This is a genomic window from Maricaulis parjimensis (genome assembly GCF_016817355.1).
Classification (GTDB): Bacteria; Pseudomonadota; Alphaproteobacteria; order Caulobacterales; family Maricaulaceae; genus Maricaulis; species Maricaulis parjimensis.
Genome location: NZ_JADOTT010000001.1, coordinates 394,550 through 414,506 on the forward strand (window position 1 = coordinate 394,550; position 19,957 = coordinate 414,506).

The following is a 19,957-nucleotide window of genomic DNA, read 5'->3' on the forward strand; positions in this document are numbered from 1 at the left end:
CCTAGCCGGTCGCGGCATCATGGCGGCGGTCATGACGCACCCGCCGGAACAGGCCGCGCACGCCGTCCCGGTCGGAATTGCGACTGCAGCCCGGACCGTCCACATGCACATCCGCAACAGATTCTCCATCCAGGGTGAAACTGACCGGACAGATAAAGGCTGACGGGTTGGGCCGGACCGGATTGGGTTCGGGCCGGGAGCAGCGGTCATAATGGCGCCGGTCATACTCGCCCCGGCTGGGCGTGCCCTGCGTGCAATAGGAGGGGGCCAGGGGCAGGGCGGCGCGCTGCTCCGCCGGTTCACCCAGATCAATCGTGTAGGTGAGGATTGTACGGCCCTGATCATCCACGGACTGGCGCGCCGTATTGCCAAGTTCGGCTTCCAGCTGCGCACGGCTCATGCCGATATAGGCGGGCAGCGGCCGATCGGTTTGCACCGTGCTGCAGGCGGCCAGGAAGAGGCCCGCCAGGACAGCAAGACATCCTCGTTTCATCCGGATCATCCCTCGCTTGATGCTTCACGATCACGCTATCACGGGGCCTTTCGCTGCGCCCGTCAAATCCCGGCGCTTGATCCGCACGCCGGGATGGCGCACCTGTCGGACATGACAGACGAGATCGATATCGAACGCTTTGCGCGCCACATCGTGCTGCGCGAGATCGGCGGGCCGGGCCAGCAGGCGCTGGGCAAGACGCATGCCGTGCTGATCGGCGCAGGCGGGCTGGGCGCACCGGCCGCGCTCTACCTGGCAGCCGCCGGGGTCGGCCGGCTGACCCTGATCGATCCGGACACGGTCAGCCTGGACAATCTGCAGCGCCAGATCCTGTTCCGCACGGCCGATGTCGGCGCGCCAAAGGCGGAGACCGGTGCCAAGGCGCTGGTTGCCCTCAATCCGGGCACGGCGGTCACGGCCGTGACCGCTGCGCTGGACGATGACAATGCGCAGGCTCTGATCGAGGGAGCCGATCTGGTCCTCGATGGCTGCGACAATTTCGAGACGCGCTTTGCCGTGAATGCCGCCTGTCGGGCGCTGGACATTCCACTGATCTCCGGCGCAGTTGGACGCTGGGATGGACAAGTCGCCCTGTTCAACGCCTCCGCCGCTGCCCCCTGCTATCGCTGCTGGGTGCCGGAAGTTCCGCCGGACGCGGAAACCTGCGCCCGCGTCGGCATTGTCGGCGCCCTGACGGGCGTGATCGGCTCGATGATGGCGCTGGAAGCGATCAAGCATGTCTGCGGCGCCGGCGAGACGCTGGACGGCCGCATCTTCCTGCTCGACGCGCTGGGCATGGACAGCCGGACCGTGAAACTGGCGAAGGACCCGGCCTGCCCGGTGTGCGGCGCTTAGTCCTCGTCCGTCGCAGGCTTTCCGGCATGCGGATTGAATGTGTCGATTTGGCCGTCCATGGCGTCGTCAAGAAAGGCGGCCAGATTGCGCATGGTCAGCACGAACTGACGGCTATAACCCCAAGAATGGCCGAGTTCCGCGACTTCTTCATAGACATAGTCAGCGCCTGCGGCTTCAAGAGCCTCTGCCATGGCACGGGACTGGTCAACCGGTACGACGCCATCCTCGATACCGTGAAACAGGTAGATCGGGATGGCAGCCTGATCGGCGAGGTGAACCGGTGAGGTCTGCCGGATGAAATCGCGGTCGGCCCGGCGCTCACCCAATTGTCCGACCCAGTAATCACTCACTTCCCGGCTGAACTCGTCCTTCCATTCCAGGAAGGCATCCAGGTCTGTGACGGCGCCGCCGGCTATGGCGCAGCGGTAGAGTTCGGGGGTGAGCGTGGCCCCGGCCAAGGCCGCGTATCCGCCATAGCTGAAACCGACGATACAGATCTGTTCCGGGTCCGCACGCCCGGTTTCGATCAACCAGCGGACACCATCCGACACATCATCCTGCATCCGCCGGCCCCATTGGCGGTAGCCCGCTTCTGCGAAGGTGCGTCCGAAGCCGGACGAGCCCCGATAATTCGGCTGGAACACCGTATAGCCGTGGGCAGCCAGATACTGGACGACCGGGTCGAACTGACGCGTATCGCGGACTTCCGGTCCACCATGCGGCATCACAACAAGCGGTGTGGTTGCGTGGCTGCCGGTCCGCGGAGAGGTCAGATAGCCGGTGATCTCGACACCATCGCTGGCCGTGTAGCTCACGGTTTCCATCGGCCGCAGCGCATCACCCGCCAACTGCTCGTTCACGGCCACCAATTCATCGATCAGACCCGTGGCCGCGTCATACATGTAATAGGTGCCTGGCTCGGTCGGGCCTGAAACAAGCACCACCAAGCGCGCCTCGCTGATCGAGACGGGCTGGACCACCCGGTCTTCGCCGAAGGCCTCGACCACGCTGGCATAGCGGGCTGAAAAGACCGGATCCGCGAATTCATAGCGCAATTGGGTGTCGTGATAGGCATAGCCCGCATATTCACCGGTCCCACCATGAATCAGGGCGGTCTCGATATCGTAGTCATCGCGGACATCCACAACGCCCAGGAAGCGGTCATTGGCAAGGTCATAGCGATAGATGCCGAAATACTCGGCACCGTCCGGCCGAGCCCGGACCAGGATTTCACCCGGCGTCGGCGACGGGCCCGCCCATTCAAAATCCGGCTGGCCACCAAATAATTGCAGCGTCCTGACCGTGTTGATGCGACGCCAGGACCCGTTGCGGCCGGTGCGGGCATGAAAGCGCAAATGTTCGCCGCGCGCGCTTTCATCAACCCGGATCACGGCTTCACCATGAGCGCTGAACCAGGCCACGGTCCGGTCATTCCCCCGCTCGACAAGCTCGGCATGACCGGTCTCGATATTGACCCGGTAAAGACTGTAGCGGTCACGGACCGTGCTCGGCATCAGGATGTGGTCCGGATCATCCGGCATGAAATCCGTCACATTGCTGCGCATGGTCGTGACATGATCACCCAGCTCGCCCTCTTCATTATCGAACAGGACGGCGACACGCTGCAGGGTCTCGCGATCAATGGTGAGCACGCGCGATTGGGGGATGGTGTACTCAAACCGCCCGCGATGGCCGACAAGACGCCAGGATGATCGCGCATTGCGGGGCGCAATGGCGATCAGGAACCGGTCTTCATTCGCCCACTCGACCCATTGCACGCGATTGGTTCCGACGGAAATCCGGCGGCCCATGGGCTGCCCTTCCGGAGCCTCGAAATCGAAAATGAGGACTGTGTCTTCCTCGCTCTCGAACTGAGCCTGTTCGATGAGCAGGAGAAAACGGCCGCTGGGCGACAGCCGGGCGTTGAGAAAACGGGGCAAGAGGGTGACGTGGCGGAGATAGTCCTCAATGGCCCCCTCGCCCATGGACGGAATGCGCTGCGCCTCGGCCCGGAACACCCCGATCGGCACAATCGCCATGAAGACGGCCGCCCAAACGGCCGCCAAACGCAAAACAGCAAGCATGATATCCCCCAGAAACGGCAGGTTAGGCCGCCCCGCGGACGGTCTGCAACCCTTTCGCGAAACCGGGGGAGATGCGATCAGTCGCGCTGAGCCGTGATCTGGAGGCCGATGCCGATGGCGAGGCCCGGTATGAGGCCGAAGAGGATGCCGAGGGCGATATTGGCCGTGGCCAGCCCGATTATCAGCCAGAGGCACAGACCAGCGCCCAGCCCCGCCATGAAGCCGAGCGGACGGCGCCGCGCAGGCGGGCGGGCCGGAGGTGTTTGACGCGGATCGATGGGGGGTTGTTCCGGTGAGACCATGCCCTGTTATGTAGGGCCTCCTGTCTCACCGGAAACTGGTCGGTGGCTTAAATCTTGGTCACGAATTTCACGTGACCGGGCAAGCGCTTACCTATTCGTAGGAATAGTCGTTGCCGACTGCGTCATTGTAGAGGGTCTGCAGGAAGCGGTCGGTGGAGATGAAGCCCCAATTCCAGTCATCATGGAGGTCGGCAAGCGGTTCCGCTTCGCGCAGGGCCTCCAGATCGGCGCCGCCCTCGACGAGGGTGCGGACGCGGAAGGCGGCTTCGCGGACCATGGCAATGGAGGCTTCCAGCTCGGCCGGGCCGGAGAGCGGGCCGTGACCCGGAATGATGCGGGTGTCCTCACCGACCATGGCGAGCGCCTGTTCCATGGCGGCGATATAGCCATCCACGGAGCCACCGGCCGACAGGTCGATATAGGGGAAGAGGCCGGAGAACATGACATCGCCCATGTGCAGCACGTCGGCTTCACGGAAATAGACGAAGGCATCGCCATCCGTGTGGGCGTTCGGGACGTGGACGACTTCAACAGTCTGACCATTCATGTGGAAGGTCAGATCCTGGCCGAAAGTGATGATCGGCAGCATGGCCGGCCCCTGGGCCCATTCGGCTTCGGAGGCGTCGATCCGGCTGCGGATATTGTGGTGCGCGGCAATCGTGGCACCGCGCTCGGCGAAGTGCGCGTTGCCGCCGACATGGTCGCCATGCCAGTGCGTATTGACGATGAAGCGCGGCGCTTCGGCACCGGCGATCTCGACCACGGCGCCTTCGATCAGCTCACCCGTATTGGGCAGCTGGTCATCCACCATGACCGCGCCGTCCTCGCCGGTCAGCAGGGCCAGATTGCCCGCAATCCCGGTGGTGAGCATGTAGAGGCCATCGCCGAGATCGGTCGGGGTGACCTCGGGGGCCTCCTGCTGGGCCGATGCGGCGCTGGTGACCAGGCCCGCCATCGGCACGCCGGCCGTCAGAAGCGCGGCCACACTGGTGATTGCCAGACGAAAACTCATGATTTCCCCTCCCTGAAAAACTGGGTCCGGCACAGGCCGGTCGGATCACATATAGGGTCGCACGCGCGGTTTTCACCATCACACTTCTGCGAACGGCATGAAATTTACGGCCTAATAACCCTGAAAGGGCGAGAAAGCGGGGGAAGGAGTCTGTCACCATGCGCGGTATTCTCGCCCTCTTGCTTGCCCTTGTTCTGCCGGTTTCCATCCAGGCTCAGGAAACAGCGCCGGATACGCCGTCCGGCCAACAGGTGCCGCGCTTTGTGTCGCTGAAAGTGGATGTGGCCAATGGCCGCTCCGGCCCGTCTTCCTCGCATCCGATTGCCTGGCGTTATGTCCAGGCCGGCCTGCCCATGGAAGTGATCGCGGAGACGCCGGACTGGCGCCGCGTGCGCGATCCGGGCGGCGAGGTGACCTGGATGCACCGCTCCATCCTGTCAGGCCGCCGTTCCGTCTTCACCCTCGACGACACGCCCCTGCACGCCCGCGACAATGCCGAATCGCCGGTCGAGGCCGTGGCCGAAGCCGGCGTGGTCCTGGCCCTGGAACGCTGCCGGACCGGCTGGTGCCGGGTCGAGGCCCAAGGCTATCGCGGCTGGGTCCAGACGCAGACTTTGTGGGGCGTCTATCCCGAAGAACGGGGTGCCGACGAGACCGCCGGCGCGCCGGGTGACGGCAACCCCGCCTTGAGCGCCTCACGCGCGCATGATACCGCTCTGCCCTAACCCCACCCGGACAGCCTTGGCAGCCGGGTTTTCATGACCAGCCCGGAGCCGGCCCGAGCCGTGCTTTTGCGGCGCAACCGACCGGCCATATGACTGACCGCCAGAGTTCCTTTACCTACGACGAATTGATCGCTTCCAGCGAAGGCGAGATGTGGGGGCCTGAGAATGCCCAGCTTCCCGCGCCGCCGATGCTGATGATGGACCGCATTCTCCACATCGATGACGAGAGCGGGGAATACGGCAAGGGCCAGATCGTGGCCGAGCTGGATATCAAGAAGGATCTCTGGTTCTTCGAATGCCACTTCAAGGGCGATCCGGTGATGCCGGGCTGCCTCGGCCTCGACGCCATGTGGCAGCTGGTTGGCTTCTTCCTGTGCTGGAAAGGCAATCCCGGCAAGGGCCGCGCCCTGGGCGTGGGCGAAGTGAAATTCACCGGCCAGATCACGCCGGACACAAAGCTGGTGCGCTATGTCATCGATCTGAAGCGCGTCATCCAGCGCCGCCTGATCATGGCGATCGGCGACGGACGTGTCGAAGCTGACGGCAAAACCATCTATACCGCCAAGGATCTGCGCGTGGGCCTGTTCAAGCCCGGCGAAATGGCCTGACCCTTCCGAGGAGACCCCCAATGCGTCGTGTAGTCATCACCGGCCTCGGCGTGATTTCCCCGATCGGCAATAATGCCGAGGAAGTCACGCGCTCCCTGAAAGCTGGCAAGAGCGGCATTGGCCGCATGGACAGCTTTGTCGAGCACAATTTCAAATGTCATGTCGGCGGCAAGCCGACGATCGACCCGGCAGAGCATGTCGACAAGCGGGTCTACCGCTTCATGTCGGAAGGTGCCGGCTGGAATTACATGGCCATGGAACAGGCCATCGCCGAAGCCGGGCTGGAAGAGAGTGACATCTCCCATCCGCGCACCGGCATCATCATGGGTTCGGGCGGTCCGTCCGCCGGCACGATCATCCAGGCCGCGGACATCACCCGCGACAAGGGTCCGCGCCGCATCGGTCCGTTTGCCGTGCCCAAGGCGATGAGCTCGACGGCCTCGGCCACGCTGGCCACGCCGTTCAAGATCCTGGGCGTGAACTATTCCATCACCTCCGCCTGCACGACCTCCCTGCACTGCATCGGCGCGGCCGCCGAACAGATCCAGTGGGGCAAGCAGGACGTGATGTTCGCCGGCGGTTGCGAAGAGATCCATTGGGGCCTCTCCAACCTGTTCGACGCGATGGGCGCCATGTCCACCAAATACAATGACACACCGGAACAGGCCTCGCGCGCTTTCGACAAGGACCGCGACGGTTTCGTCGGCGGTGCCGGCGCCGGTGTCGTCGTGCTGGAAGAGTATGAGCGGGCCAAGGCACGCGGCGCGAACATCATCGCTGAAGTCACCGGCTATGGCGCCACTTCGGACGGTTACGACATGGTCGCCCCGTCCGGCGAAGGGGCCGTGCGCTCGATGAAGCTGGCGATGGAAACGGTCAAGAATCCGATCGATTACCTGAACCCGCACGCCACCGCGACGCCGGTTGGCGACATCAAGGAAATGCAGGCGGTCAAGGAAGTCTTCGGCGATAATGCGCCGATGATCTCCGGCACCAAGTCGATGACGGGCCACTCGCTCGGCGCGGCCGGTGTGCACGAAGCCGTCTACACCCTGCTGATGATGCGCGAGGGCTTTGTCGCGCCGTCGATCAACGTGTTCGAAATGGACCCGGACATCGCGGCGCTGAACCTGCCGATCATCACCGAGACCCGCGACGCCGAACTGAAAACCGCCATGTCGAACTCTTTCGGCTTCGGCGGCACGAACGGCACCGTGGTGTTCGAAAAAGTCTAAGATCGCATCTGATCCAGAGGGGATGTCACGATGAGCGATACTGTTTTCCCGGCCGGCGAGCTGATGAAGGGCAAGCGCGGTCTTGTCATGGGCGTGGCCAACAAGAACTCGATTGCCTGGGGCATTGCCCAGCAATTGGCTGCCCAGGGCGCCGAGATTGCCTTCTCCTACCAGGATGAAGCGCTGGAACGCCGGGTGAAGCCGCTGGTGGAAAGCCTGCCCTGCGAACCCTTCATGGTTCAGGCCGACGTCACCAATGACGCCTCCATGGATGCCTGTTTCAAGGCGCTGGAAGACAAGTGGGGCACGATCGACTTCCTGGTCCACGCCATTGCCTTTGCCGGCAAGGATGAGCTGGTCGGTTCCTTCACCGAGAACACCACCCGCGAGGGCTGGCGCCGGGCGATGGAAATCTCCGCCTTCTCCTTCGTGGATGCGGGCAAGCGCGCCTCCCATCTCATGCCCAATGGCGGATCCATGATCACGCTGACCTATCTGGGCTCCGAGCGCGTTGTGCCGTCCTATAATGTCATGGGTGTCGCCAAGGCCGCGCTGGAAGCTTCCACGCGCTACATGGCCCGCGATCTCGGCCCGCAGGACATCCGCGTCAACGCGCTGTCGGCCGGCCCGATGCGCACCCTGGCCATGGCCGGCATTTCCGGCGGCAAATCCCTGATGAAGACCGGCCGCGAATGGTCGATGATGAAGCAGGACACGAAGATGGAAGGCGTGGCCGGTGCGGCGCTCTACCTCCTCTCCGATCTCGGCTTCTCCTGCACGGGCGAAACGCTGCATGTCGACGCCGGCTTCCACGCGGTGGCCGTGCCAGATCTGGGCGACGACTAAGCGTCACCGACAAACGAACATGAAAAACCCCGCCGGCGATGTCGGCGGGTTTTTTGTTGGGTAGCCTAGCCGCCGCCGTCGGCCGCCATGATGGTCGCCATCCCGACAGCGCCCAGGAAGTGGAAGGGAAGCAGCGCACCCTGCGCAGCGCGCTCGCCCGCCGACCGATGCCTGTCCCAGACCTCAAAACTTTCCACCTGCGCAAAGGGCAAGCATTGACGCTGGGCGTCCTCGTACAGACGCCTCATCGAACCGCAAAACTCCAGGTCGCCGATCTCGTCAACAGACTGAATGGAAACAGAACGAGCCGATCCGGCCAAGCCGCGGACTTCAAGGTGAACCGGTGCCTGCCCGTCCTTGCGCAGCGCCCGCAAGGTCTCAACAAGGTTTTCGCCCGGCTCGACGATTTGGTATCCAGCCCGCCCGAATTGCCAATAGATTCGGCGGATATCATCGCGATGAAAACAGGAGCGCGCGCCCTCACTGCCGCAAACATAATCCGGCGTCACATACAGCGCCGGTGATTGGCGCCACTGCCAGACAGTCTCAGTCGGCGCCTGATCGGAGAGGGAGTGGACGCCAATGATACCGGCATTTCTGCGCTGCTCTCGAGGCAAGGCCTGATAGACCTGCCGGGCACGCTCGAGCCCCTCCAAGGATGCCTCATACTCGACAAGGCGATAGTCCCGGCTGTCCCTGTCGATCATTGAAATGGCGATGATCTCGACCTCACCAGCCTCAATTCGGCTGATGATACCTGGCGATGCGACATGCTGGAATTCGACGAATGCCGGGGAAGCCGGATCACCCGAATAGCGCGCCGAGAACATCGCCGACATGCCGTCCGGTAGCGACAAAACGCGCTCACTGGCAGCCCGCAAGCCTTCTGGCGTGCCCTCATAATTCCGGGTTCGCGATGGCGTCGCACAGCCAGAAACGGCCAAGGCGGTCACGAGTAAGAGCACAAAGACCCAGCATAATCGGGACATTCAGTCGCTTCCCTTCATCGCTTGCTCTCTTCACTGGTCACCATCGCCCCCCGTGAAGAGAGCAGAAACGGGTTCCCTACTCCCCAGCCTCTTCCTCCCCCATCGGGTCCACTTCCGGCTTCACCCAGCGATCCAGCCAGTCGATGCTCTCCGCCAGCACGTGGAGGACGCTTTCGCGGGCGCGATAGCCGTGGCTTTCATAGGGCAGCATGACCAGGCGGGCCGTGCCGGCATTGCCTTTGACGGCGGCATACATGCGTTCGGACTGCATCGGGTAGGTGCCCGAATTATTGTCCATCTGGCCGTGGATCATGAGCATGGGCTCGTCGATCTGGTCGGCATGCATGAAGGGTGAGAGCTCGAAATAGACCTCGGGCGCCTGCCAGAAGGTCCGGCGTTCCGACTGGAAGCCGAAGGGCGTCAGGGTGCGGTTATAGGCGCCGGAGCGCGCGATCCCGGCGCGGAAGACGTCGGAGGCCGCCAGAAGGTGGGCGGTCATGAAGGCGCCGTAGGAGTGACCGGCAATCGCCAGACGCTCGCCATCGCCAAAGCCCATCTCCACCGTGACATCGCGCGCGGCCTCCGCCGAGAGGACGAGCTGGTGGATAAAAGTGTCATTCACCGTTTCCGGATCATCACCGACGATGGGCATGGTGGCGTTTTCCAGCAGGGCATAGCCCTGGGTCACCAGGAAGCGCGGGCTCGTGCCGGCGAGGCGGGCGAACTCATAGGGCGAGCCGGATACCTGACCCGCGGTCGAGGCGTCATTATATTCCAGCGGATAGCCCCAGACGAGGACTGGCAGGGTGTCGCCCTCTTCATAGTCGGCGGGCAGGTAGAGCGTGGCGGAGAGCGGGACGCCATCCTCACGCTCATAGGTGATCAGCTGGCGGGTGATTTCGTTGAGCTGGGGGTGCGGATTGGCAAAATCGGTGATCTGCACCGTCTCCTCGCCCGTCCGGTGCCAGCGCACATTGGCCGGCGTGGTCGGATCTTCCCAGCTGGTGAGGAAAGAGGAAGCATCCGGCTCCACAAGCCCGATCACCTCTTCATAATTCTCACCGGAATTGCGCCAGATTTCTTCGGTCTCGAAGGTTTCAAAGCTGACCCGGTTGAGGAAGGGGCGGTCGCCGTCCGGCGTGGCACCATCACCGGCGAAATACATATAGCCGTCATGGACACCGACCACGGTCTGGCCGAATTCATTGCGCACGGTCAGGGCCGAGCCGGGATTGGCATAACGGTCCTGGTAATTGCGCTCTTCCGCCAGACGGGGCTCGACGGACGGATCAGCAAAGTCTACCAGCCAGCGGCGAATAACGCGCGTATCGCGGTCATACTCCATGGAAAAGCCGGTCTGGCCGATTTCGGTGAATTGGGTGCCGTAATAGCGGTCTTCCGTGCGCAGGATTTCCACCGGCTCACCGTCAAAGGGCGCAGCCAGGGCCCAGACACTGTCGCGCTGGTCGGCCTCGGCGCGCGGATCACCGCCATCGAGGGCTTCGGCCCAGGTCAGGCGGGCTTCATGACTGGCCTGCCAGCCAATGGAGCGACGGCCCGTGACAACGCCACCGATCGGCACATTATCGGCCAGGGGTTGGCGGGCAATCGTGGCGACTTCATCACCGTCGAGATCGATCACGAAGGTGCGGTCCGGGAAGGAATACCAGGGCACCTGATAGGAGAAGGGCTGTTCCATCTCGCCGACCAGGATGTAATCGCCGCCCGGGGCCGGGGCGGCGGAATAATACAGGCCCGGCTCGCCAAGCTCACGGACACGGGCCCGGCCGGTCGTATTGACCAGGGCCAGCTGCGCCGTCGCCAGCCAGGCAAAGAGCGCGGCATCATGCTCGTCTTCCAGCAAGTCCTGATAGGTACGCACGGGCGCTTCATAGCCGGAGGCTTCCTGGATCACCGGACCGGCGGGCACACGCGGCTCAACCGGCATGTCGCCGCGGTCCGGGTCCACCAGTTTCACCAGGATACGCTCGCCATCCGGCATCCAGGAGATCGGCGAGAAGACCGCATTCACGCCGGACCGCACCAGTTGGCGTGCACGCGCCGTATCCACATCGACCACCCAGAGGCTGAGCGTGTCATTGCGCGTCATTACGAAGGCGAGCTGGGAGCCGTCCGGCGACCAGGACGTGTTGGAAATGCCGGCATCATCGGGAAGATCGACGCGGCGTTCCGTACCGGTTTCCAGATCGATGAAGGAAAGACCGACAATCGAGCGCGGACCATGGCGGCCATTCAGCGTGGCATCCAGGCGCAGACCGGCGAGGCGTTCCATCGGCCGGGCCAGTTCGGCGACCGGCGGCAGGGCTTCACGGTGCATGAGAAGCAGCGTGTCATCGGCCGGGGAAAGCGAGGTCCAGGGCGAGGGTGCCGCATCGACAATATCGACCAGGTCCTGCGGCGGCAGACGATAGGTTTCCTGCGCCAGGCTGGTGGATGTCAGTGCGGTGGCGGCGGCCAGGCCGAGGCCCAGCTTGAAGATTGATCGGATCATGTGTCCCCCCCGAATGGATTTCGGGAAGGAAGATAGGCGGCTTCCGCCGCCCATCCCCTAAACTTTCTGTAATCTTATTCCGCAGCGGCAGGTCTGTTGACCGGTTTGCGGATCGGGTCCGGCGAGAATTTCAGCCCCATGACCGGGCGCAGAAGGGGAATGCGGCGAACAATCTCGAAGCCGAGAACACAGCCGCCAGCCGTCACTGAAACCAGGATGAAGAACTCCGTCCAGACATCCAGGCCCGCCTGGCGCAGGGCATAGCCCGCCATGACCGTGATGGTCTGGTGCAGGATGTAATAGGGAAAGACCGCCTGGGTGAGATAGCGGCGCAACGGCCCGTCCGTATTCAGCCAGCGCCGGGCCGCGCCCAGCAGGGTCAGGATGATCGACCAGGCAAAGACGATCCGCGCCACCCGGGCCGGCCAGAGCAGGTAGGACCGCTCGGCGACCCAATCGAAATCCGTATAAGCCGCATAGAGCAGGACGAAGAGCGTCACCGTCACGCCCGCCACCAGCGGAAAGGCGCGGTCGATGGCCTTCCAGAGACCCTCATTGCGGGCAAAGGCATAGCCGTAGAGCAGGATGGTGAGCGAGCCGGCATGATTGGCCCAATCCCCGGTCAGATCATGCGTGGTCGGGAACATCGGCACGATGGTGAAGCGGTAAAGGATGAAGGGTGCCAGGGGCAGGATGATCAGGCCCAGCGAGCCGATCCAGTTGGCCGAGGCCCAGCGCCCCAGCGTCTGCATCACCCGGCTGTCCGATCCGGCGCGCAGGAGCGGCAGGAGCGGCGCCAGAAGCAGACAGTAGACGAAGAGATAGGCGACATACCAAAGATGGTTCCAGGTCGGGGTGAAGACCGGCCAGGGCCCTTCCCATTGACCGGCATATTGGCGGTAGAAATCCCACCAGTCCGGCCCGATCTCGCCGGCGATCCGCAATTCGGACCAGGTCTGCGGCGGCACGATCACGAACATGCCGAACAGGATGACCGGGAAGAGCCGCCAGGTCCGGTCCAGGGCAAAGCGTCCGGCACCCAGTTTGTCGCCGAGATAGCGGATCGCGACCCCGGAAATGAAGAAAAGCAGGGGCAGGCGCCAGGGGCTGGAGAGCCACATCAGGGGCTCCATCGCATCATTGGCGTGCAGGCTCTTGGCGTGCCAGCCCTCTGTGTTGAAATACATGCCGATGTGATAAAAGATCAGCAAAATGAAGACGATAATGCGCAGCCAGTCGAGGTCGTAGCGGCGCGAGGACGGCGTGACCACGGGGCTGATGGAGGGGGACAAAGACATGGGCAAACTCCTTTGCAGCCCATCCTCACCATCCCGTCCCGGCCAGACAGTCCGGAGGGTCCGGCGGCAGGTCCGCGGGATGAAAATCAGCTCTGAGGGGCAAGCGGCGGCGAGCCGGGACAAGCGGCGAGGCCCGCGCTTGCCGCGATGACGGAAGCGGGCAAGACTCCGCCCATGACCGACACCCGAACCATGGACCTGGACCAAGTGCGCGCTGCCGAAAAGCGCGCCCATTGGAATGCCGTGCGCTTCGCCTGGATGAGCCTGGTGGCGTTCTGGATCATCGCCTCATTGTCCATCGCCACCGAGTTCGACCGGATGAATGTCGACCACCCGCCCCTCGTCGGCTGGGTCACGGAAGGCTCCAGCATCCTCATGACGGCGCTATTCGCGCCGGTGATGATGGCGCTGGGCGTGCGCTATCCGATGGAGCCGGGACGCTGGCTCAACTCCCTGCCCTGGCATGTCGCGGGCTATATTGCCTATGTCGCCATCCATGTGGGTGGCATGGTGATGCTGCGCAAACTGGCCTGGGTGGTCGCTTATGACGGGACCTATACCTTCATCCACACCTCCGCCTTCCAGGAAATTCTCTATGAGGCGCGCAAGGATCTGGGGACCTATATCGGCTATCAGGTGATCATTGCCGTCGCCCTGGCCCTGGAACACAGCCGGCTGGAAACCCTGATGGCCCGCGAGGAAGCAAGGCGCTCGCACCGACTGACCCTGAAATGCGGCGGCCGCACCCTGCGCATTGCCGCCGATGAATTCCTGACCGCCAAGGCGGCGGGCAATTATGTCGAGGTCAGGCTGGCCGGGGGCGAACACCTGGCCCGCATGACGCTGGCCGATCTGCAGAAACAGCTGGGCGAGGCGGGTGTGGATGCCGTGCGCGTCCACCGCTCCTGGCTGGTCAATCGCGACCATGTCCGTGAGATCACCCCGACCGGCGAAGGCGATGTCGCCATCACGCTGGACACCGGCGAAACCATCCCCGGCAGCCGCCGCTATCGCAGCGAGCTGGAAGCGGCAGCTTAGGACCAGCACCCCTCGGCCTTCCACTTCTCGTCAAGAAAGCGCTAAACGATCCCTGAAATCTGCCACCAAGGCCTTCGTCTCTGACACTGCCCGCTCGCACACAGCCAGGGCGTTCAAGTCGGTTCCCTCCAAAAGGAAACTGACCCAAGTCACCACCTCTGTGCGAACAACGTCATTTGGAACCGGAAGCTGCGTGCTGGGGTCAATTGGAACACCCATTATGCTTACGCCAGCGCCAAACGTGACGCCCGGCCCCCATGAAACGCTACCACCAGAAGGAGCCGAAACTCGAACCTCACGGGTTTCTGTACGAGTTTGAGGAATCAAACCGCGATGCTTCGCATTCGCCAGATCGCGCAGTGTCTGAAAGACTTTTTTAGGGTTCAGATACGGCTGGTATTCTAACAACAATGCGTAAAACTCGGGGTCCCTCACTCCCAAATCGCCACACTTCGCCCGCCCAAGCGTCGATGCCAGAGAATGCTCATCCTTCGCCACAGGAAAGTAGACTTTCGCCTTTTCAATTTCGATATCGGTCAGCATCGGCTTCACACGCTGTGACCAAGCCAAAAACATAACTTGGTCCATTGCGTTGGAACATCTTTCGAAAATCTCATGAGTCAAAATGAGAGCGCGATCTGAAACATCCCTTCGGGCTAAACACGAGTCAAATTCAACCCTTAGCTCAGAAAGAAGTTCTTCCGCCCGATCCACACCAATACTGATATGCCTCATGAATGACTCCGACGAATTAGAATTTTGACTTACAGAGATTTAGTGCAGTGATTCTCCATGCTGCAAAACACGACGGGGAAATCATTGATTCTAGATCAAAAAAGGCCGCGCTCCGAATGGGGCGCGGCCTCTTCAATTCAGGTGTCGCTGATGACTAGCCCTTGAGCAAGTCTTCCAGCGTGGTGCCGAGACGGGCCGGGGACGGGGAGACACGGATGCCGGCCGCTTCCATGGCCGCGATCTTGTCTTCCGCACCACCCTTGCCGCCGGAGACGATGGCACCGGCATGGCCCATCGTGCGGCCCGGAGGGGCCGTACGGCCGGCGATGAAACCGACGGTCGGCTTGGACCGGCCCTTCTTGGCTTCGTCGGCCAGGAATTGCGCAGCATCTTCCTCGGCGGAACCACCGATCTCACCGATCATGATGATCGACTTAGTCTCGTCATCGGCGAGGAATTTCTCGAGCACATCGATGAATTCCGTGCCCTTGACCGGGTCACCACCGATACCGACCGCCGTGGTCTGGCCGAGGCCGACCTGGGAGGTCTGGTAGACGGCTTCATAGGTCAGCGTGCCGGAGCGCGAGACCACACCGACCGAGCCCTTCTTGAAGATGGAGCCCGGCATGATGCCGATCTTGCATTCTTCCGGCGTCAGGATGCCCGGGCAGTTCGGGCCCAGCAGCATGGAGTTGGACTTGTCCAGCTTGGCCTTGACCTTGACCATGTCCATCACCGGGATGCCTTCGGTGATGCAGACGATGAAGGGGATCTCGGCCTCGATGGCCTCGATGATGGCCGCACCGGCACCCGCCGGCGGGACATAGATGACGGAGGCATCGGCGCCCGTGCGATCCTTGGCTTCGGCGACCGAAGCATAGATCGGCAGTTCGGCCGAGGCGTCGAGACCGGAGGTCCAGCTCTCGCCACCCTTTTTCGGGTGCACGCCGGCGACCATCTGGGTCCCGTAGTATTGCAGCGCCTGTTCGGTATGAAAGGTGCCCGTCTTGCCGGTGAGGCCCTGGACGATGACCTTGGTGTTCTTATCGACGATGATCGACATTATTCGGCCTCCTTCACGGCGGCGACAATCTTCTGGGCGGCATCGTCCAGGTCATCGGCGGCGATCACATTGAGACCGCTTTCATTGATGATCGACTTGCCCTTCTCGACATTCGTGCCTTCCAGGCGCACGACGAGCGGCACCTGAAGACCGACATCCTTCACGGCTGCGACCACGCCTTCGGCGATGACGTCACAGCGCATGATGCCGCCGAAGATATTGACCAGAATGCCTTTGACGTTCGGGTCGGCGGTGATGATCTTGAAGGCGGCCGTGACCTTTTCCTTGGTGGCGCCGCCACCGACGTCGAGGAAGTTGGCCGGTTCGGCGCCATAGAGCTTGATGATGTCCATGGTCGCCATGGCCAGGCCCGCGCCATTGACCATGCAGCCGATATTGCCGTCGAGGGCGACATAGGCGAGATCGTATTTGGACGCTTCGATTTCCTTGGCGTCTTCCTCGGTCGTGTCGCGCAGCTCCATGATGTCCGGATGACGGAAGAGCGCATTGCCGTCGAAGGACACTTTCGCGTCCAGCACGCGCACGCGGCCGTTTTCCATGACGATCAGCGGGTTGATCTCCAGAAGGGACATGTCCTTCTCGGTGAAGGCCCGGTAGAGGATGCCGGCGAGGCTCATCATGTCCTCGCGGGCCGTGCCCGTCAGTTCCAGCGCGTCGCAGATCTTGGCTGCGTCATCGGCGGTCACGCCCGTTTCCGGGTTGATGTCGATCGTCTGGATCTTTTCCGGCGTGTCTTCGGCGACCTGTTCGATATCCATGCCGCCTTCGGTGGAGACCACGAAGGCCACCTGACCGGTTTCACGGTTCACCAGAAGCGAGCAATAGAGCTCGGTCGCGATGTCGGCCCCGTCCTCGATATAGAGACGGTTGACCTGCTTGCCCTCAGGGCCGGTCTGGTGCGTGACGAGCGTATTGCCCAGCATTTCCTGGGCGTTCTTGACCACGTCTTCCTTGGAGAAGGCGAGGCGAACGCCGCCCTTGGCGTCGGCAGGCAGTTCCTTGAACTTGCCCTTGCCGCGACCGCCGGCATGGATTTGCGACTTCACCACCCAGAGCGGTCCGGGCAGTTTGTCGGCCGCAGCAGCAGCCTCGTCAGCGGAGAAAATGGCGACGCCTTCAGCGACAGGGGCGCCAAAGGTCTTCAGAACGGCTTTCGCCTGATGTTCATGGATATTCATAAAGGGGCCTCGCGGGAGGAAATGAAGCGAATGTATGGCCAGATGGGACTTGCCTTATAACACCCGGCAAGCCGAGCGCAACGCATTCGCCACCGTTGTCACTGAGCTAGAGGTGCAATGCATGATCACGGTGCCAGCTGTCGCGGATTTCGGACAGGGTCAGCGGCCGCGCCGGTTCGGGGAGCGGGGTTTCGGGAAGGATGACCTCGCCGGAGAAATAGCGCACGCCGACGGACAGGCCGGCTTCCAGCACGTCCAGGGTGGACGTCTGGGTGAGATAGGTCTCCGCCTTGTGGCTTTGGGCTGAGGCCACCCATTCGGACAGAGCGATGACCTGACTGTCCGCCGGACCATCCTCATTCATGCGCGCGGGGACTTCGGCGCTGAAAATGCCGACACCACAGCCCTCGAACCGTTTCAGGTCAGCGGCCCCGAAATCCAGATGCGCCAGGACATAAGCCCCGAAAGGCTTCATGGAGCGGAAGATTTCCTGCATCTGCCCCAGCGGAGCCCCCTTCGGCACACCATCCACGCGCAGGAAGAAATAGCGTCGCATGGCTTCCGGCACGGATTGCAGAATGTTGAAGTATTTCATCCGCTGGGAAAGCGTGGCGATCGTGTCGTAATGCACCGGCACAATGATCGCGCAGGCCCAGCCCTGCGAATAGGCTTTCTGGAATCCGCGCTGGGCGGCGCGCGCCACGCTCTCATCCAGCTTGCGGTGGAGCACGCGGTCATCCGACCCCATCAGCGTATCCCGGCCGTAATAGGCAAAGCCTTTCACCACCCGGCGAGCCACGCAGATATTGTGCAGGAGCGCCGAACGCCGGCTGTCCCAACAGGGTTTGAAGACGATATCGTCCCAGACCGCATTGCTTTCCTTGTAGACCGCTTCGGGACGATGCGCGTATTCCGGCTTGGGATCCGGTCTGGGCGCATCCTTCCAGTCGGTTATGGCCTTGTCGTCGCTGGCTGCCCGCTTTTCCCGCTTCCAGGGCGGCGCGGGTTCGGTATCGGCAGACGGTTTGACCGTTTTGGGCTTTTTCGCTGCGGCCGGCACTTCTGCCTGGGTGCGGGCGACGATTTCCAGCAATTCCTCAGTCGGTACGCTGCGCGCTTCGCCAAGAACTTTGAGCAGGCTGAGCTCGCGATCGCCCAGGAAGAAATGCTCCAGCTCCTCGGCAATCTCCGACACGGCGAGCGCGGCCGCTTCAGCGTCCATGGTCTCGAAAATGATCAGATAGCCGCCCTGGCAGCGGATCACGACATCGCCGGCATCCAGGCGCTTCTCGATGAAATGGTTGGAGACGTCATAGACCTTCTCGCGAAGGCGTTCCCAATCCCCACCGGCCCCCTCGCGGACCTTGTCCAGATTGAGGAACTGGAACTGGCCCATATCGACGGAAGACCGCCCGGCGAGCACTTGTTTCAGCTTTTGTTTCAACTCGGGCGGCATGGCGGGGAATTCTCGAAAACCGATCCTTTCCCGCAGTTTGCCGACCGAGGTCTTGCGATCCGGTTACGCGCGCCTGCCGCTAGCGCGTCGTTGCGACCACGGCCCCGTCAATGGAGAATCCGCCGCCGCCACGGGCGAAGAGATAGAAGCTGGATGCTGCGAACATCACCGTCAACGGCCAGGCTTCCGGCGCCACCCAGACCCCATAAATCCAGGCGGCCATCAACAGGATGAAACCGACCAGCCGGGTCAAAACACCCAGGACCAGCAGCGCTGCCGCGATCTGGCTGCCCCAGACAGCGATCTGCGCCAGGTGGGCCGGTGCAATGAAAGGGAGATTCCAGACGGAGGCGGCGTGGATGATGTCCGGCATGACATCCGGCCAGGTGCCGGCATGGGCCCGTCCCCACATCCACAGCATGGGGGCCAGGGCCAGACGGATCACACCGCCGACCAGCCAGTCGGGCAGAAACCGGGCCATTTGAGCCGGCCGATCCGTCGTTTCCATCTCTCCCCCCGGAAGATGTTGTGCACTGATACCAGTGTGCGTGTCACAGCGCCCGGCTTCAACCGGCTGCACCTGAGGCGCGAATTCCGGACCTAGCGGCCAACATAGGCGGTGTAGCGGGCCGTCCGTTCGCCAAATCCATGCATGCGGAAGCCAACAGGCGCTTCACCCTCGGCACAGGCCTCAACCTGCATGCGCCCTTCGCGGGGCTGGGCAATCGGCAGACAGAACTGGCCTTCCTGGCGTTCATGAAACCGGCCGACTTCAGCGACCATCAGCGAACGCTCCCGTGGAAAGCCGCGATAGAGATCACCGCAGGCATCCCCCTCAACCCAGTGCACGCCTTCCAGTGTGAAATTGCCGGTCCCGTCCGGTTCCAGAATGGCGACTTCCATTCCTGTTGAGGTGAGATTGCAGACTTCCAGCGTCCGGACCGGTTCGGCCATGCCCTGACTGTCAGTCGGCGCCTCCAGGCACAAATGCGCATCGGCCTCATCAAGATCACTGCACCGGATGCGCCAGCTGACACGTCCGACCGCAATGCCGCCGGCACCGCGCTGACCGGTCAGTTCGATCGGTGTGGTCCGGAAGTTCCGGGCCTGGCCCCCGGCCGTGCACGGCGGCGGCGCGGCGAGGGATGTCGAGCCGGAGGCACCGACACACCAAATCTGATCCACCGACCGGGCTGGCCAGCGCCATTCGCCGGACATCACATGAATGTCCACCGCATCCCCTGCGACCCCGTTGAGCGCGCCTTCGAGACAGGCCCCCGGTTCGATCATGAACCAGGTCCGCAAGGTCGGCTCAGCCCCGGGCCGGGTCTGATAGGCGGCAGCCGTCGCCACACGGAAGCCGGTGTCATTGCACACGTCGAGCATGACGGTGCGTTGGGCCGAAGCCGGCGCCATACAGGCCAGCCAGGCCGCACTCAAAAGTCCGAGACAAAGAAAACGCATGAACACCCCCATGCCCGCCAAGGTCGCAAAAGCCTGACCTGCG

Annotated in this window: 19 protein-coding genes; 7 read left to right on the forward strand and 12 right to left on the reverse strand. The window is 62.8% G+C overall.

The features are described 5' to 3' along the window. Position 1: 1 nt before the first annotated feature. Complete coding sequence (locus tag I0K07_RS01655) at positions 2–493, reverse strand: hypothetical protein (protein ID WP_203290922.1); 492 nt, start codon at positions 491–493, stop codon at positions 2–4. A gap of 93 nt (positions 494–586) precedes the next feature. On the opposite strand from I0K07_RS01655, the gene I0K07_RS01660 reads away from it, so the two are divergent. Continuing rightward, positions 587–1,348 (forward strand): HesA/MoeB/ThiF family protein, encoded by a 762-nt coding sequence (locus tag I0K07_RS01660; RefSeq protein ID WP_238934379.1) that lies wholly within the window; start codon positions 587–589, stop codon positions 1,346–1,348. Here the strand turns inward: I0K07_RS01660 and I0K07_RS01665 are convergent. After that, a complete protein-coding gene (locus I0K07_RS01665; RefSeq protein ID WP_203290923.1) occupies positions 1,345–3,432 on the reverse strand; it encodes an alpha/beta hydrolase family protein in 2,088 nt (695 codons plus the stop codon). The two genes, I0K07_RS01660 and I0K07_RS01665, sit on opposite strands and share 4 nt — an antisense overlap. Before the next feature lie 71 nt (positions 3,433–3,503). Here I0K07_RS01665 and I0K07_RS01670 point away from each other — a divergent pair, with 71 nt between their 5' ends. Next, the gene (locus I0K07_RS01670) at positions 3,504–3,728 is read left to right on the forward strand and encodes a hypothetical protein (protein WP_203290924.1); all 225 of its coding nucleotides are present in this window, start codon (positions 3,504–3,506) and stop codon (positions 3,726–3,728) included. Positions 3,729–3,825: 97 nt separating this feature from the next. Here I0K07_RS01670 and I0K07_RS01675 read toward each other — a convergent pair whose 3' ends face one another. Continuing rightward, entirely contained in the window at positions 3,826–4,746 is a 921-nt protein-coding gene (locus I0K07_RS01675) for an MBL fold metallo-hydrolase (RefSeq protein ID WP_203290925.1), read from the reverse strand. Between the two features lie 158 nt (positions 4,747–4,904). Between I0K07_RS01675 and I0K07_RS01680 the strand changes: the two genes are divergently transcribed. The 4 genes from I0K07_RS01680 to I0K07_RS01695 all read left to right on the forward strand — a co-directional run bounded on the left by I0K07_RS01680 (position 4,905) and on the right by I0K07_RS01695 (position 8,160). Beyond that, positions 4,905–5,471, forward strand: coding sequence for an SH3 domain-containing protein (locus I0K07_RS01680; RefSeq protein WP_203290926.1), 567 nt, complete (start codon positions 4,905–4,907; stop codon positions 5,469–5,471). An 89-nt stretch (positions 5,472–5,560) separates the two neighbouring features. Then, entirely contained in the window at positions 5,561–6,079 is a 519-nt protein-coding gene (gene fabA / locus I0K07_RS01685; protein WP_203290927.1) for a 3-hydroxyacyl-[acyl-carrier-protein] dehydratase FabA, read from the forward strand. 20 nt (positions 6,080–6,099) lie between these two features. After that, positions 6,100–7,314: a beta-ketoacyl-ACP synthase I gene (gene fabB / locus I0K07_RS01690; RefSeq protein ID WP_203290928.1), complete on the forward strand. Its 1,215-nt coding sequence runs from the start codon at positions 6,100–6,102 to the stop codon at positions 7,312–7,314. Positions 7,315–7,344: 30 nt separating this feature from the next. Continuing rightward, complete coding sequence (locus tag I0K07_RS01695; RefSeq protein WP_203290929.1) at positions 7,345–8,160, forward strand: enoyl-ACP reductase FabI; 816 nt, start codon at positions 7,345–7,347, stop codon at positions 8,158–8,160. Between the two features lie 65 nt (positions 8,161–8,225). Here I0K07_RS01695 and I0K07_RS01700 read toward each other — a convergent pair whose 3' ends face one another. The 3 genes from I0K07_RS01700 to I0K07_RS01710 all read right to left on the reverse strand — a co-directional run bounded on the left by I0K07_RS01700 (position 8,226) and on the right by I0K07_RS01710 (position 12,959). Beyond that, positions 8,226–9,149 carry a hypothetical protein gene (locus I0K07_RS01700; RefSeq protein ID WP_203290930.1) on the reverse strand — a complete coding sequence of 308 codons (924 nt, stop codon included), beginning with the start codon at positions 9,147–9,149 and terminating at the stop codon, positions 8,226–8,228. Positions 9,150–9,225: 76 nt separating this feature from the next. Continuing rightward, complete coding sequence (locus tag I0K07_RS01705; protein ID WP_203290931.1) at positions 9,226–11,661, reverse strand: prolyl oligopeptidase family serine peptidase; 2,436 nt, start codon at positions 11,659–11,661, stop codon at positions 9,226–9,228. Between the two features lie 74 nt (positions 11,662–11,735). Further along, complete coding sequence (locus I0K07_RS01710) at positions 11,736–12,959, reverse strand: acyltransferase family protein (RefSeq protein ID WP_203290932.1); 1,224 nt, start codon at positions 12,957–12,959, stop codon at positions 11,736–11,738. Positions 12,960–13,133: 174 nt separating this feature from the next. Between I0K07_RS01710 and I0K07_RS01715 the strand changes: the two genes are divergently transcribed. Beyond that, positions 13,134–13,997, forward strand: a complete 864-nt coding sequence (locus I0K07_RS01715; RefSeq protein ID WP_203290933.1) for a LytTR family DNA-binding domain-containing protein — start codon at positions 13,134–13,136, stop codon at positions 13,995–13,997. 30 nt (positions 13,998–14,027) lie between these two features. Here I0K07_RS01715 and I0K07_RS01720 read toward each other — a convergent pair whose 3' ends face one another. The 6 genes from I0K07_RS01720 to I0K07_RS01745 form a co-directional block, all read right to left on the reverse strand. Next, positions 14,028–14,732 carry a hypothetical protein gene (locus tag I0K07_RS01720; protein ID WP_203290934.1) on the reverse strand — a complete coding sequence of 235 codons (705 nt, stop codon included), beginning with the start codon at positions 14,730–14,732 and terminating at the stop codon, positions 14,028–14,030. Between the two features lie 154 nt (positions 14,733–14,886). Beyond that, a complete protein-coding gene (gene sucD, locus I0K07_RS01725) occupies positions 14,887–15,795 on the reverse strand; it encodes a succinate--CoA ligase subunit alpha (protein ID WP_203290935.1) in 909 nt (302 codons plus the stop codon). Continuing rightward, positions 15,795–16,994 (reverse strand): ADP-forming succinate--CoA ligase subunit beta, encoded by a 1,200-nt coding sequence (sucC, locus tag I0K07_RS01730; RefSeq protein ID WP_203290936.1) that lies wholly within the window; start codon positions 16,992–16,994, stop codon positions 15,795–15,797. Before sucC ends, sucD begins: the two co-directional genes overlap by 1 nt. A 106-nt stretch (positions 16,995–17,100) precedes the next feature. Further along, entirely contained in the window at positions 17,101–18,450 is a 1,350-nt protein-coding gene (locus I0K07_RS01735; RefSeq protein WP_203290937.1) for a hypothetical protein, read from the reverse strand. A 79-nt stretch (positions 18,451–18,529) separates the two neighbouring features. After that, positions 18,530–18,958, reverse strand: coding sequence for a TQO small subunit DoxD (locus I0K07_RS01740; RefSeq protein WP_203290938.1), 429 nt, complete (start codon positions 18,956–18,958; stop codon positions 18,530–18,532). Between the two features lie 92 nt (positions 18,959–19,050). Continuing rightward, complete coding sequence (locus I0K07_RS01745; protein WP_203290939.1) at positions 19,051–19,914, reverse strand: hypothetical protein; 864 nt, start codon at positions 19,912–19,914, stop codon at positions 19,051–19,053. Between the last annotated feature and the right edge of the window lie 43 nt (positions 19,915–19,957).

Coding starts and splice junctions, on each gene's coding strand:
- I0K07_RS01655 (WP_203290922.1), bottom strand. CDS start 493: ATGAAACGAGGATGTCTTGCTGTCCTGGCGGGCCTCTTCCTGGCCGCC.
- I0K07_RS01660 (WP_238934379.1), top strand. CDS start 587: ATGGCGCACCTGTCGGACATGACAGACGAGATCGATATCGAACGCTTT.
- I0K07_RS01665 (WP_203290923.1), bottom strand. CDS start 3,432: ATGCTTGCTGTTTTGCGTTTGGCGGCCGTTTGGGCGGCCGTCTTCATG.
- I0K07_RS01670 (WP_203290924.1), top strand. CDS start 3,504: ATGCGATCAGTCGCGCTGAGCCGTGATCTGGAGGCCGATGCCGATGGC.
- I0K07_RS01675 (WP_203290925.1), bottom strand. CDS start 4,746: ATGAGTTTTCGTCTGGCAATCACCAGTGTGGCCGCGCTTCTGACGGCC.
- I0K07_RS01680 (WP_203290926.1), top strand. CDS start 4,905: ATGCGCGGTATTCTCGCCCTCTTGCTTGCCCTTGTTCTGCCGGTTTCC.
- fabA (WP_203290927.1), top strand. CDS start 5,561: ATGACTGACCGCCAGAGTTCCTTTACCTACGACGAATTGATCGCTTCC.
- fabB (WP_203290928.1), top strand. CDS start 6,100: ATGCGTCGTGTAGTCATCACCGGCCTCGGCGTGATTTCCCCGATCGGC.
- I0K07_RS01695 (WP_203290929.1), top strand. CDS start 7,345: ATGAGCGATACTGTTTTCCCGGCCGGCGAGCTGATGAAGGGCAAGCGC.
- I0K07_RS01700 (WP_203290930.1), bottom strand. CDS start 9,149: ATGTCCCGATTATGCTGGGTCTTTGTGCTCTTACTCGTGACCGCCTTG.
- I0K07_RS01705 (WP_203290931.1), bottom strand. CDS start 11,661: ATGATCCGATCAATCTTCAAGCTGGGCCTCGGCCTGGCCGCCGCCACC.
- I0K07_RS01710 (WP_203290932.1), bottom strand. CDS start 12,959: ATGTCTTTGTCCCCCTCCATCAGCCCCGTGGTCACGCCGTCCTCGCGC.
- I0K07_RS01715 (WP_203290933.1), top strand. CDS start 13,134: ATGACCGACACCCGAACCATGGACCTGGACCAAGTGCGCGCTGCCGAA.
- I0K07_RS01720 (WP_203290934.1), bottom strand. CDS start 14,732: ATGAGGCATATCAGTATTGGTGTGGATCGGGCGGAAGAACTTCTTTCT.
- sucD (WP_203290935.1), bottom strand. CDS start 15,795: ATGTCGATCATCGTCGATAAGAACACCAAGGTCATCGTCCAGGGCCTC.
- sucC (WP_203290936.1), bottom strand. CDS start 16,994: ATGAATATCCATGAACATCAGGCGAAAGCCGTTCTGAAGACCTTTGGC.
- I0K07_RS01735 (WP_203290937.1), bottom strand. CDS start 18,450: ATGCCGCCCGAGTTGAAACAAAAGCTGAAACAAGTGCTCGCCGGGCGG.
- I0K07_RS01740 (WP_203290938.1), bottom strand. CDS start 18,958: ATGGAAACGACGGATCGGCCGGCTCAAATGGCCCGGTTTCTGCCCGAC.
- I0K07_RS01745 (WP_203290939.1), bottom strand. CDS start 19,914: ATGCGTTTTCTTTGTCTCGGACTTTTGAGTGCGGCCTGGCTGGCCTGT.